This is a genomic window from Kribbella sp. CA-253562 (assembly GCF_050942265.1).
Lineage (GTDB): Bacteria > Actinomycetota > Actinomycetes > Propionibacteriales > Kribbellaceae > Kribbella.
The window spans coordinates 7,219,119-7,231,622 of the sequence record NZ_CP192049.1 but is presented as its reverse complement, the minus strand read 5'-3'; the positions used below and the strand labels follow the sequence as shown (position 1 = coordinate 7,231,622).

Genomic DNA, 12,504 nt, shown 5'->3' with positions numbered 1-12,504 from the left:
CGTGGCGTGAGTCACTGTTCGGTGCGAATAGACTTCGGGGGTCGATCCCGGTGGCGAGCCCGGCCGCCTGGGGTCCCGGATCCCCCGAACACCGAACTCGAGGTTTGTCGTGCTCACCATGCAGGACGCGCTGCTCGCGCTGACGAAGTACTGGACCGACCGGGGCTGCATGGTGGTGCAGCCGTTCAACACCGAGGTGGGGGCCGGCACGCTGAACCCGGCGACCATCCTGCGGGTGCTGGGTCCTGAGCCGTGGCGGGTCGCCTACGTCGAGCCGAGTGTGCGCCCCGACGACAGCCGCTACGGCGAGAACCCGAACCGCCTGCAGACGCACACCCAGTTCCAGGTGGTGCTCAAGCCGGACCCGGGCAACCCGCAGGAGCTGTTCCTGGCCAGCCTGGAAGTGCTCGGCATCGACATCCACGCCCACGACGTCCGGTTCGTCGAGGACAACTGGGCCAACCCGGCGACGGGTTCGTGGGGTCTGGGCTGGGAGGTCTGGTTGGATGGGCTGGAGATCACCCAGTTCACCTACTTCCAGCAGGCCGGCGGGATGACGCTGGACCCGGTGTCGGTGGAGATCACCTACGGCATCGAGCGGATCATGATGGCGCTGCAGGGCGTCTCGCACTTCAAGGACATCGCCTACGCGCCCGGTATCTCCTACGGCGAGGCGTTCGGCCAGGCCGAGTACGAGATGAGCCGGTACTACCTCGACGACGCCGACGTGGATTCGCAGAAGCGGCTCTTCGAGGAGTACGCCGCCGAGGCCCGGCGGATGCTCGACGCCCGCCTGCCGGTGCCGGCGCACATCAACGTGCTGCGCTGCTCGCACACGTTCAACGTGCTGGACTCCCGCGGCGCGGTCAGCACGACCGAGCGTGCGAAGGCGTTCGGCCGGATGCGCACGCTGGCCCGCGAGGTCGCCCAGCTGTGGGCCGAGCGGCGGACCGAGCTGGAGTACCCGCTCGGTCAGTCCGAGCTGCCGCCCGCGGCGCCGGAGCCGACCGAGTTCCCGAAGGTCACCGGGACGCGGCAACTGCTGTTCGAGATCGGCACCGAGGAGATGCCGCCGTCGGAGGTCGCGAAGACCGCCGAGTCGGTGCGCAAGGCTCTGACCGAGAAGCTGGCCGCCACGCGACTGGGCCACGGCAAGGTCACCACGTACGCGACGCCGCGCCGGGTCGTTGCCTTCGTCACCGAGGTACAGGCGATGGAGCCGGACGCCGAGCGGATCGCCCGCGGGCCGAAGAAGGCCGCCGCGTTCGATGCCGAGGGCAACATCACGAAGGCGGCCGCCGGGTTCGCCCGCGGCCAGGGCGTCGACCCGGCCGAGCTGCACGACCTGGACGTCGACGGCGTCACGTACGTCGCGGTGACCAAGCCCGACCCGGGGCGTGGCGCCGCGGAGGTGCTCAGCGGCGTACTGAGTGAGATCGTCAGCGGGCTGCGCTCAGACAAGAACATGCGCTGGAACGACGCCAAGCTGTCGTTCACCCGACCGGTGCGCTGGCTGGTCGCGCTGCTCGGCGACCAGATCGTCCCGGTCGCCGCGTCGACGCTGTCCGCGGGACGGACCACTCGCGTGCACCGGACCGCGGCCCAGCCGACGGTGGAGATCGCGGCCGCCGAGGGATACCTCGACCTGCTCCGGATCCACGGCATCGAGGCCGACCCGGCCCGCCGGCGCGAGCAGATCGTCGCCGCCGCGCAGGAGTTGGCCGCGTCGGTCGGCGGCACCGTTGACGTCGCGGGCGAATCCGCGCTGATCGATCAGATCGTGAACCTGGTCGAGGAACCGACCGCGATCCTCGGTGGATTCGAGCCGGGTTACCTGGACCTGCCGGCCGAGATCCTGACCACCGTGATGCGCAAGCACCAGCGCTACCTGCCGGTCCGTGACGCCGACGGCAAGCTGCTGCCGCATTTTGTTGCCGTGGCCAACGGTTCGGTCGACCCGGACGTCGTGCGCGGTGGCAACGAAGGCGTACTGCGGGCCCGGTACGAGGACGCCAGCTTCTTCTGGCGCGCCGACCTGCAGACCACGCCGGAGGCGATGAAGGGTGAGCTGGACAAGCTCGCCTTCGAGCAGAAGCTCGGGTCGATGGCCCAGCGGGCTGGGCGGATCGGGCAGATCGCGCTGTCGCTGGCCGGCACGGTCGAGCTGGCCGGGGACGACCTGACCACGCTGCGCCGGGCGGCCGAGCTGGCCAAGTTCGACCTCGGCTCGCAGATGGTGGTCGAGCTGACCAGCCTGGCCGGGACGATGGCGCGCGAGTACGCGCGCCGCTCCGGTGAGACCGAGGCCGTCGCGCAAGCGCTGTACGACATGGAGCTGCCGCGGTCTGCCGGCGACCCGGTGCCGGCGACTACGCCGGGCGCGCTGCTCGCGCTGGCCGACCGGTTCGACCTGCTGGCCGGGCTGTTCGCGATCGGTGCGAAGCCGACCGGAAGCTCCGACCCGTTCGCGCTGCGCCGCGCCGCGGGCGGGGTGGTCGCGATCCTGCGTGAGCACCCGGAGCTGCGGGCGATCACGCTGCCCGTCGGCCTCGCGGCGGCCGCCGAGCAGATCGGTGCCCAGGGCATCGAGGTGCCGGACGAGTCGCTGGCCGAGGTCGCGGAGTTCTCCGTCCGCCGGTACGAGCAGCAGCTGATCGACCGGGGCGAGGACCACGACCAGGTCGCCGCCGTCCTGCCGCTGGCCGAGGCGCCGGCGACTGCCGACGAAACGCTGGCCGAGCTGCGCCGCCAGGTCGAAACCGAAGGCTTCGCCGAACTGGTCGCCGTACTGCAGCGGGTCCGGCGCATCGTGCCGCCGGAAACCGAGCCGTCGTACAACCCGGGCAAGCTCACCGAGCCCGCCGAGGTCGTCCTGCACGAGGCCGTCCAGAAGGTCACCCCCGCCCCGACGACGCTCGCCGAGTTCGTGCCCGCGGCGACGGTGCTGGTCGAGCCGGTCACCACGTTCTTCGAGGAGATCCTGGTGATGGCCGAGGACCCGGAGGTCAAGGCCGCGCGCCTCGGCCTGCTCGCAACCATCCGCGACCTCGCCGCCCCCGTCCTGGACTGGCAGGCCCTGGGCACCAGCCTGAGCTGACGGCTCCAATCACGCCAAAGGGCGCCCCGTCCACCCGGACCGGGCGCCCTTTGGCGTGAACAGAGAGAAGAACAGAGAGAAGAACAGAGAGAAGAACAGAGAGAAGAACAGAGAGAAGAACAGAGAGAAGAACAGAGAGAAGAACAGAGAGAAGAACAGAGAGAAGAACAGAGAGAAGAACAGAGAGAAGAACAGAGAGAAGAACAGAGAGAAGAACAGAGAGAAGAACAGAGAGAAGAACAGTCTAAAGTTACCGTTGGCCTTGAGTGCGGGGCGCCGCGCTGGGTGAAGGATCGGCTGGGGCAGCAAGATGCAGTAGAGCGGGCCGGGCGACCAACCTTCACTGACCCACACCTTGAAGTTCTACAAGCGCGGCCACTCGCTGGGCCCGTCTGATATCGCCTCCGCTTGCGGCTTCGATCCCGGGACGGTTCAGCGTGCTTTACGCGCGCTCGAACATGAGGACCCACGTTCACCATGGGCTGCAGGGAGTGCTTACGGATGGCGCAGTTGGGATCGGTGCTCCGGCAGGTCACGCTCGCCGGGCGGTTAGCGCATGGCCCATTCTTGGCGCCTGGCGGCTCGTCATCGTTGGTGCGGAAGGTTGCTGTCCAAGTCTCCCATGAGGCCGTCGCAAGAGGCTCGGTTCGGAGGTGTTCAGATGCCCTCGGCGAATGCGCTGCGGATGCTGTTGCCGTATTCGTCGTTGGACAGCGCGTTGAGGTGTGCCTGGCCCAGTTCGAAGTGTTGGTAGTCCGCGGCCAGGTTCAGGTGGAGGGAAGGGAGGAGGGCGTTCTTGCCGCCGGGGTTGCCGCGGGCGACGGCTTGTTGGTCGGTCAGGTCGTTCAGGAAAGCGAGCGCTCGGAGGTCCCACGCGAGTTCGTCCTCGGGGCGCTCCTGCACATCAGCCAGGGAGTGAGCGAGGAAGACCTTGGCGTACGCGTCGTCGCCGTTTTCGACATTGGTGATCAGTGACTCCAGGAGGGCCTTGGCTTCGGGGGAGCGGCCCTGTTCGCGGAGGGCAATGCCCTCACGGATCGTCGCGTACGCGGGTGGCTCGGGCGGAGTGGGCATGCTGGTCCTCGTCGCGATCACGGCGAAGGAAGGTGGCGACTTGCTCGTCGGGCAGGATCAGAACGATAGCCGCAAGATCTGGTGGTGGGCTCCGACTGAGGGGTGTCCGGGTCACAATGGCCGGACAGCTTGATCGGAGGATCTACATGAAGACCGATGTGCTGGAAGTCGCCGGTGCGAGCCTGTACTACGAGGTCCGCGGCAGCGGGCCGGTTCTGCTGCTCATCTGCGGGGGTGTGTACGACGCGGAGGCCTTCGCGCCGCTTGCGGAGCGGCTTGCGGACCGCTACACCGTTGTCACCTACGACCGTCGCGGGAACTCTCGGAGCCCGCTCGACGGGTCGCCGGAGGCGCAGCGGATCGAGACGCACGCCGAGGACGCTCGGCGGTTGCTGGAGCTTGTTTCGCCGGGGGAAGCTGCTGATGTGTTCGGCAACAGCTCGGGTGCGATCATCGCGCTCGAGCTTGCCGCTCGGCATCCGGAAGCGGTTCGTGCGGTCGTTGCGCACGAGCCGCCGCTCTTCGATCTGCTGCCGGATCACGCTCGCTGGAGTCAGTTGATGGACGACGTCGAGAGGACTTTCCGGGCGGAGGGGCCGTGGCCTGCTCTGGAGGTGTTCAATGCGGGGTTTGCCGAGGCTGCGGCAGCGGACGAACCGCCTGCGGATGCGGGTCCGGCTGATTCCGCGGAGTCCGACGAGGTCGGGCCGGGGTCCATTGCCGAGCCGAGTGCGGAAGTTCAGGCACGGATGCAGCAGAACTTCGGGTTCTTCATCGGGTACGAGGTGCCGTCGTTCGCGAAGTACAGGGTGGATCTTGGGGCGTTGGGTGGCTCGAGGATCGTCGCCGGGGTGGGGAGTGCGTCGGGGGAGGAGCCGTGGGCGCGGGCGGCTCGTGCGTTGGCGGATCGGCTGGGGCACAAGGCGGTCGTGTTCCCGGGGGATCACGGCGGATTCGGGTCTGAGTCCGAAGCGTTCGCGGTGACGCTGGAGGAGGTGCTCAGAGGGAAAGGGTGAGCAGCGGCGCGAGGCGGTCGGCGATCAGGCGGTAGCCGTCGGGGCCGGGGTGGAGTTCGTCGGCGTACAGGGCTCGGGCCTCGTCGGCGGTCAGAACAGTGCGGCCGTCGATGAGTTGGAGGTCCGGGTCGGCCAACGCCCGGGCGCCGAGTTCGACGCAGGCGCGGATGTCGTCGAGGGTGAGGCCGACCTCGTTCGGGATGCCTTCGAGGTCGGGAGCGACGATCGGGGTGATCAGCACCATCGGGGTGTGCGGGTGGCCGTCGCGGACCGTGCGGAGGAACGACTCGACCTGCCCGGGCAGCGTGCGTCCGCTGAACGTCGCGCCGCCGTAGATGTTGATGCCCAGGCAGAGGGAGATGAGCCGGGCGGGGGTGTCGCGGATCGTGCGGGCCGCGATCGGGTCGAGGTGGCATTCGCCGGCGAAGCCCATCGCGGTCAGGTCCCAGCCGTGACGGCGGGCGACCAGTGCGGGCCAGGTCTCGGACGGGCCGTACGCGCCGGTGCACTGGGTGATCGAACTGCCGTAGGTGATCCAGCGCGGGCCGGTCGGCGGTGACGGGACCGCGTCGCCGGTGAACCTGACCTCCCGTACGCCGATCGCGCCGGCCTGCGGCAGCCAGATCGTCAGCTCCACCGATTCGCCGGGCAGATCGACGGCGATGGTCTGGTCGCCGATCGAGACCTCGCAGCGCCGGTACAGCTCGCCGTCGACCAGGAAGTCGACCGGCGCGATTGAGCTGTAGATGTCCAGCGCGGCCCGGAGGTCGAGTCGCACTTCGGTTGCCGTCGTACGCCACGATGCCCGTACGCCGGCCGGTGTCGCGGCTCGCGTCCACAGCCGGTGACCGGGCCGATCGGCGCGGCCGTGCCAGTCGTGCAGTGCGCGCGGTTGGCCGCGCGGATCGAGCCGCCAGAACGTCGACCACCCGTCGGCATCGACCTCGCGGAAGCGGTATCCCGTCCAGAGTGGATCAGCCATGGGTGCGCTCGATCGGCCGCCAGGACAGCCACTCGGGTCCACGCCAGGACTGCGACTCAGACATGCGTCCCCTCCGCCTCGTACGCCGACGGTGTGGTCAGCCGGCTGGCCGCGCGGGCGCCGAGGCTGGCGTCGACGTGGGCGAGCATCACGGCCGCGGCGGTCTCGCTGTCGCGGGCGGCGATCGCGTCGACCAGCGCGAGGTGATCCGCGCGGGTGCGCTCGAGGTCGTCCTCGGACCGTCCGCTCTCCAGCGCCAGCCGGCGGTACCGGTCGGCCTTGTCCCACAGGCCGTCCAGTGTCTGGATCAGCAACTGGTTGTGCGACGCGGTGTAGATCGCCGCATGGAACCGCCGATGCGTCTCCAACTCGGCCGTGCCCGGATCCGTCCGCAGCGGACGCAGCCCGGACGCCGCCTGCCGGATCAACAACAGCTCCTCCCGCGTACGCCGCTCGGCGGCGAGCCCCGCCGCCAGCGGATCGAGCGAGCGCCGGATCTCCAGCAGGTCGCGCGCCTCCTCGGCGGTCAGCGGAGTGACGCGCGCGTCGCGGTGCGCGTCCAGCTCGACCAGCCCGTCGCTCATCAACCGGCGTAGCGCCTCGCGCAGCGGTGTCGTACTGATGCCGAGGTCGCGGGCCAGCGGTCCTTGCTGGATCACCGCGCCGGCGACCAGTTCACCGCTCAGGATCCGGGCGCGGACCAGCCCGTACGCCGCCTCCGCCTTGGTCGGCCGGGTCCCGTTCTGCTCGTCCATCGCACCTCCCTCGACCGGGGCTCAAACTTATCGCACGCCTGCGACTGTAGCTCGTTATAACGAGTCATGACAGGATAACCAACCAGTTCAAGGAAAAGCCTAGATCGCGATGACCTCTTGACCAAACAGGTTATAACGAAGCACAGTGGGCGTCGATCCCGAGGAGAGGAACCAGCGTGAACGGCACCCCCCGCAGCTACCGGCTCGGCATCCTGCTCGGCGACGGCATCGGCCCGGAGATCGTGCCGGCCGCGGTCGAGGTGATGGACGCGGCCGTCGCCCGGGCCGGCGCGGCCCCGATCGAGTGGGTCCCGTTGCCGCTCGGCGCCGCGGCGATCGAGACGCATGGCAGCGCGCTGCCGCCGGAAACGCTGGAGACCCTCGGCGAGCTGGACGGCTGGCTGCTCGGCCCGCACGACAGCGCGGCGTACCCGGAACCGCACCGCTCGCAGCTGAACCCGAGCGGCGCGATCCGCAAGCACTTCGACCTCTACGCCAACATCCGGCCCGCCAGGTCGTTCGACGATCGCGGGACCGACCTGGTGGTGGTCCGGGAGAACACCGAGGGCTTCTACGCCGACCGCAACACGTTCGCCGGCACCGGTGAGTACATGCCGACCAAGGACGTGGCGATCGCGATGGGCGTGTTCACTCGCCCGGCGATCGAGCGGATCGCGCGGGAGGCGTTCGAACTGGCGAGGCGCCGGCGCAAGCACCTGACCGTGGTGCACAAGGCGAACGTGCTGCGCACCTCGACCGGGATGTTCCTGACGATCTGCCGGGAGATCGCGGCGGAGTATCCCGAGGTCGCGGTGGACGACTTCCACATCGACGCGATGACCGTGCACCTGGTCCGCCGCGCCGCGGACTTCGATGTGATCGTCACGGAGAACATGTTCGGCGACATCCTGTCCGATCTGGCCGGCGAACTGGCCGGGTCGCTCGGCATCGCGCCGTCGGTGAACGCGTCGGCCGAGCGGGCGATGGCGCAGGCGGCGCACGGCTCCGCGCCGGACATCGCCGGCCGCGACCTGGCCAACCCGACCGCGATGATCGGGTCCGGCGGCATGCTGCTGGACTGGCTCGGCCGGCGCTGCGACGACCCCAGCGCGGGCGCCGCGGCCCGATTCGTCGACGAGGCGCTGTTCAGGACGATCCGGTCGGGGGTGTGCACCCGCGACCTCGGCGGTACCGCCGGTACGGCGGAGTTCGGCTCGGCCGTCGCCAAGGCGATCGCGAGCGGCGAGAGCGGGCCGGCAGCCGAAGCCGCCTCGGCGGGTGCGGTCTGATGATTGCTCCCGATTACCAGCCGCTGCGCTGGTCCGCCCCGGACCATCTGCCGCGGACCCTCCGGATCCTGCTGGAGAACACGCTCCGGCACGGCACCGAGACCGGCGTACTGCGGAATTGGGTGCCTGGGGCAACGGGTGAGCTCGAGGTGTTCCCGTCGCGGGTGTTCCTGCACGACACCAACGGCGTACCGGTGCTGGCCGATCTGGCCGCGATGCGGGACGCGATGGTGGCGATCGGCGGGGATCCGGCGCGGGTCGATCCGCTGGTGCCGGCCGAGCTGGTGGTCGACCACTCCGTGATCGCCGACGTGTTCGGGCGGCCGGACGCGCTCGAACGCAACGTGGAGCTGGAGTACCGGCGCAACGGTGAGCGGTACCGGTTCCTGCGCTGGGGGCAGGAGGCGTTCGAGCAGCTGAAGGTGGTGCCGCCGGGGTCGGGCATCATGCACCAGGTCAACCTGGAGAAGCTGGCCCGGGTGGTCGAGGTGCGCGACGGGCAGGCGTTCCCGGATCTGTGCTTGGGGACCGACTCGCACACCACGATGGTGAACGGGCTCGGGGTCCTCGGCTGGGGGATCGGCGGGATCGAAGCCGAGGCGGCGATGCTCGGGCAGTCGATCTCGATGCTGGTGCCGAAGGTGGTCGGGGTCCGGCTGGTCGGCGCGCTGCCGGCGGGGTCGACCGCGACGGATCTGGTGCTGACGATCACCGAGCGGTTGCGGGCGCAGGGTGTCGTCGGGAAGTTCGTGGAGTTCCATGGTCCGGCGTTGGTGGATCTCCCGGTGCCGGATCGCGCGACGATCGCGAACATGAGCCCGGAGTTCGGGTCGACCGTCGCGTGGTTCCCGATCGACGAGCAGACGCTGGACTATCTGCGCTTCACCGGTCGCGCGGTCGAGCATGTCGACCTGGTCGAGAACTATGCGAAGGAACAGGGTCTCTGGCACGACACCACTGAGCTTCTGTACGACGAGGAGCTGACGGTGGATCTGAGCGAGGTCGTGGCGTCGATCGCAGGACCGAACCGCCCGCACCAGCGGATCCCGCTTTCCACGGTGGCTTCCACCGTCGGAAAGTCAACAACAGAAGAGCTTTCCGACAATTCGGTGGTGATCGCGGCGATCACCTCCTGTACGAACACCTCCAACCCCAGCGTCATGGTCGCCGCCGGGCTGGTTGCCAAGAAGGCGGTCGAGCTCGGGCTGGCGGCCAAGCCGTGGGTGAAGACGACCCTCTCGCCCGGGTCGCGGGTGGTGATGGACTACTACGCCGCGGCCGGGCTCACGCCGTACCTGGAGAAGTTGGGGTTTCACCTCGCCGGGTTCGGGTGCATGACGTGCATCGGGGCGTCGGGCGGGCTGGTCGACCGGGTTGCCGAAGAGGTACGCGCGAAGGGGCTGTCGGTGGCCGCAGTGCTGTCCGGCAACCGGAACTTCGAGAGTCGCATCCAGCCCGACGTCCGGCAGAACTACCTGGCCTCGCCGCCGCTGGTGGTTGCTTACGCGCTGGCAGGCCGGATGGGCATCGACCTCACGACCGAGCCGATCGCGGATGGCGTCTACCTGAAAGACCTCTGGCCCACGCAGCAAGAGATCGACGAGGTCATCCAGCAAGCGCTGAAGCCGGAGATGTTCACCGCCGTGTACGCCGACGTGTTCGCCGGCGACGAACGCTGGCGAGGTCTCGAGATCTCAACCGGCCGGAACTATCAGTGGGAAGACGACTCGACCTACCTGCGGCGTCCGCCGTACCTGGTACTGGACGCCGAGCCGGGTGATCTGAAGAACGCCCGAGCGCTGGTCCGGCTCGGCGACTCGGTCACCACCGACCACCTCTCGCCGGCCGGCGCGATCCCACCCGACAGTGTCGCCGGCCAATACCTACGCGCCCTCGGCGTCACAGAGCTGAACACCTACGCCTCGCGACGCGGCAATCACCTGGTGATGATGCGCGGCGCCTTCGCCAATCTCCGCCTGCGCAACGCGCTGGCAGGCGGTGTCGAAGGCGGCGTCACCCTCAAGGACGGCGAACTGGTCACGATCTACGACGCGGCCGAAGCATACAAGGCCGAAGGCACGCCCGTGGTCGTGGTCGCAGGCAAGGACTACGGCACCGGATCGTCCCGCGACTGGGCCGCCAAGGGTCCCGCACTGCTCGGCGTCCGCGCCGTCCTGGCGCAGTCGTTCGAGCGGATCCACCGCTCCAACCTGGTCGGGATGGGCATCCTCCCGCTGGAGTTCGCGCCCGGCGAGGGCGACGACCTGACCGGTGAGCATCCGATCGACGTCGCGCTCGGCGACGACGGGTTCGCGACCGTCACCTCGGACGGCCGGACGTACCGGATGCGGATCCGGCTCGACACCCCGCGGGAGTCCGAGTACTACCGGCACGGCGGCGTCCTGCCCTACGTGCTGCAGCGTCTGAAGGCAGGAGAGCTCTGATGATCCGTTCCGTCAACCCGGCCACGGGTGAGCAGTTGGCCGCTTTCGATCCCGATTCGGCGCAGTCGATCGACGAGCGCCTGACCACGGCGACGGTCGCGCAGGCCCGCTGGCGACAGACTCCGGTCGGCGAACGCACCGAGTTGCTGAGCCGCCTGGCGAGCACCCTGCGCGAGCGCTCCGGCGAGTTGGCCCTGCTGATCATACAGGAGATGGGCAAGCCGCTGACCGAGGCGCTGGCCGAGATCGAGAAGTGCGCGGTCACCTGCGAGTACTACGCGGCGAACGCGATCGGCTTCCTCGCCGACGAGCCGGTCCGCAGTACGGCGAGCCAGAGCCGGATCGTGTACGACCCGCTCGGCGTGGTGCTCGCGGTGATGCCGTGGAACTACCCGTTCTGGCAGTTCTTCCGCTTCGCCGCCCCGGCCCTTGCCGCCGGCAACGGCATCGTGCTCAAGCACGCGAACTCAGTCCCGCAGTGCGCGCTCGCGATCGCCGCCGTCCTGCATGCCGCCGGTACGCCGGAGGGCCTGGTCCAGGTGCTGCTGGTGGAGACCAGGCAGGTCGCGACGCTGATCGCCGACGACCGGATCGCCGCGGTCACGTTCACCGGCTCGACCGAGGTCGGCACGATCATCGCGGCCCAGGCCGGCGCGGCCCTGAAGAAACAGGTGCTCGAGCTGGGCGGCTCCGACCCGTTCGTCGTGCTGGCGGACGCGGACGTGCAGGCAGCCGCGGAAACTGCGGTCAGAGCGCGCTTCGTCAACGTCGGGCAGAGCTGCGTGAACGCGAAGCGCTTCATCGTCGAGCAAGCCGTCGCGGACGAGTTCGTCGACGCCTTCTGTGCGGCAACCGACCGGCTGGTTGTCGGTGATCCGCTCGACACCACGACGACAATCGGTCCGCTGGCGCGTGCGGACCTGCGCGACACGTTGCACGACCAGACCCGTCGTTCGGTCGAGGCCGGAGCGAAGCCGCTGCGCGGTGGCGAACCCGTCGATCGGCCGGGTTATTACTACCAGCCGACGGTGCTCGACCACGTCGTACCGGGCATGGCCGCGTTCGACGAGGAGACGTTCGGGCCTCTCGCCGCGATCACTCGCGCGGCCGACGCGGCCGACGCGATCCGGCTGGCCAACCTGACCGAGTTCGGGCTCGGAGCCGCGCTGTGGACTGGCGACCCCGAGCGGGCCGAGCGGTACAGCCGGGAGCTCGCGGCCGGCGCCGTGTTCGTCAACGGCATGGTTGCCTCGGACGCGCGGCTGCCGTTCGGCGGGATCAAGCGATCCGGGTACGGCCGGGAGCTCGGGCCGCACGGGATGCGCGAGTTCATGAACACCAAGACCGTCTGGGTCGGCCCTGCGACGGCACCGGAGTCGGAGTGCCTGGTCGTGCGGCCGGACCAGGTCGAGCTCTTCGATCGCGGCAACGGAGTCGTCACCACGCCGTACGTCGGGAGCTGGAACAGCGCGCACAACACAGTCACCACCGGTACGACGACGTTCGCGGTCGGCACGCAGATCCCGTTGCACTCGCACAACGTCGAGGAGTCGGTGCTGATCGTGCGCGGCAGCGCGGTCGCGGTGATCGGCGGCGACCGGGTCGAGCTGCGCGCCGGTGACGCGACCTGGGTGCCGGCCGGCGTACCGCACCACTTCGTCAACGTGGGCGACGACGAGCTGGTCATCTACTGGGTCTACGGCGGCCGGGCGGTGACCCGGACCCTGACCGAAACCGGCGTCACGGTGGCCCATCTGTCGGATCGGGACCGCGGAGCCGTTGCCACAGCATCGAAGTAACGCTTAGCATGATGTAACAGGTGATGCGTTAGAGCGAAGGTTACGCTC

9 protein-coding genes are annotated in these 12,504 nt (G+C 69.1%); 6 read left to right on the top strand and 3 right to left on the bottom strand.

Annotation, left to right across the window (positions count from 1 at the left end; translation table 11 throughout):
• The first annotated feature begins 118 nt into the window (after positions 1-118).
• Together ACQPXM_RS34215 and ACQPXM_RS34210 are read left to right on the top strand one after the other, a co-directional pair.
• Positions 119-3,097 (top strand): glycine--tRNA ligase, encoded by a 2,979-nt coding sequence (locus ACQPXM_RS34215; RefSeq protein WP_432951138.1) that lies wholly within the window; start codon positions 119-121, stop codon positions 3,095-3,097.
• A gap of 55 nt (positions 3,098-3,152) precedes the next feature.
• On the top strand, positions 3,153-3,386 hold the full coding sequence (locus tag ACQPXM_RS34210; RefSeq protein WP_432941729.1) for a hypothetical protein: 234 nt from the start codon (positions 3,153-3,155) through the stop codon (positions 3,384-3,386).
• Between the two features lie 368 nt (positions 3,387-3,754).
• Here the strand turns inward: ACQPXM_RS34210 and ACQPXM_RS34205 are convergent, their stop codons facing one another.
• The gene (locus ACQPXM_RS34205; protein ID WP_432941726.1) at positions 3,755-4,171 is read right to left on the bottom strand and encodes a hypothetical protein; all 417 of its coding nucleotides are present in this window, start codon (positions 4,169-4,171) and stop codon (positions 3,755-3,757) included.
• A 146-nt stretch (positions 4,172-4,317) separates the two neighbouring features.
• Between ACQPXM_RS34205 and ACQPXM_RS34200 the strand changes: the two genes are divergently transcribed.
• Positions 4,318-5,187, top strand: coding sequence for an alpha/beta fold hydrolase (locus ACQPXM_RS34200; protein WP_432941724.1), 870 nt, complete (start codon positions 4,318-4,320; stop codon positions 5,185-5,187).
• Here the strand turns inward: ACQPXM_RS34200 and ACQPXM_RS34195 are convergent.
• Both ACQPXM_RS34195 and ACQPXM_RS34190 read right to left on the bottom strand, forming a co-directional pair.
• Positions 5,171-6,169: a GDSL-type esterase/lipase family protein gene (locus tag ACQPXM_RS34195; RefSeq protein WP_432941722.1), complete on the bottom strand. Its 999-nt coding sequence runs from the start codon at positions 6,167-6,169 to the stop codon at positions 5,171-5,173. The genes ACQPXM_RS34200 and ACQPXM_RS34195 overlap by 17 nt on opposite strands.
• 56 nt (positions 6,170-6,225) lie before the next feature.
• A complete protein-coding gene (locus ACQPXM_RS34190) occupies positions 6,226-6,924 on the bottom strand; it encodes a GntR family transcriptional regulator (protein ID WP_432941720.1) in 699 nt (232 codons plus the stop codon).
• A 176-nt stretch (positions 6,925-7,100) separates the two neighbouring features.
• Here ACQPXM_RS34190 and ACQPXM_RS34185 point away from each other — a divergent pair, with 176 nt between their 5' ends.
• From ACQPXM_RS34185 to ACQPXM_RS34175, 3 genes are read left to right on the top strand one after another with little or no spacing between them, the layout of a single operon-like run.
• Entirely contained in the window at positions 7,101-8,213 is a 1,113-nt protein-coding gene (locus tag ACQPXM_RS34185) for an isocitrate/isopropylmalate dehydrogenase family protein (RefSeq protein WP_432941717.1), read from the top strand.
• Positions 8,213-10,657, top strand: a complete 2,445-nt coding sequence (gene acnA, locus ACQPXM_RS34180) for an aconitate hydratase AcnA (protein ID WP_432941714.1) — start codon at positions 8,213-8,215, stop codon at positions 10,655-10,657. Before ACQPXM_RS34185 ends, acnA begins: the two co-directional genes overlap by 1 nt.
• The gene (locus tag ACQPXM_RS34175; RefSeq protein ID WP_432941712.1) at positions 10,657-12,456 is read left to right on the top strand and encodes an aldehyde dehydrogenase family protein; all 1,800 of its coding nucleotides are present in this window, start codon (positions 10,657-10,659) and stop codon (positions 12,454-12,456) included. Before acnA ends, ACQPXM_RS34175 begins: the two co-directional genes overlap by 1 nt.
• Positions 12,457-12,504 lie beyond the last annotated feature (48 nt).

What these genes read in the sequence shown, in the direction of transcription:
- ACQPXM_RS34215 (WP_432951138.1), top strand. Translation starts at nt 119, where the DNA reads ATGCAGGACGCGCTGCTCGCGCTGACGAAGTACTGGACCGACCGGGGC.
- ACQPXM_RS34205 (WP_432941726.1), bottom strand. Translation starts at nt 4,171, where the DNA reads ATGCCCACTCCGCCCGAGCCACCCGCGTACGCGACGATCCGTGAGGGC.
- ACQPXM_RS34200 (WP_432941724.1), top strand. Translation starts at nt 4,318, where the DNA reads ATGAAGACCGATGTGCTGGAAGTCGCCGGTGCGAGCCTGTACTACGAG.
- ACQPXM_RS34195 (WP_432941722.1), bottom strand. Translation starts at nt 6,169, where the DNA reads ATGGCTGATCCACTCTGGACGGGATACCGCTTCCGCGAGGTCGATGCC.
- ACQPXM_RS34190 (WP_432941720.1), bottom strand. Translation starts at nt 6,924, where the DNA reads ATGGACGAGCAGAACGGGACCCGGCCGACCAAGGCGGAGGCGGCGTAC.
- acnA (WP_432941714.1), top strand. Translation starts at nt 8,213, where the DNA reads ATGATTGCTCCCGATTACCAGCCGCTGCGCTGGTCCGCCCCGGACCAT.
- ACQPXM_RS34175 (WP_432941712.1), top strand. Translation starts at nt 10,657, where the DNA reads ATGATCCGTTCCGTCAACCCGGCCACGGGTGAGCAGTTGGCCGCTTTC.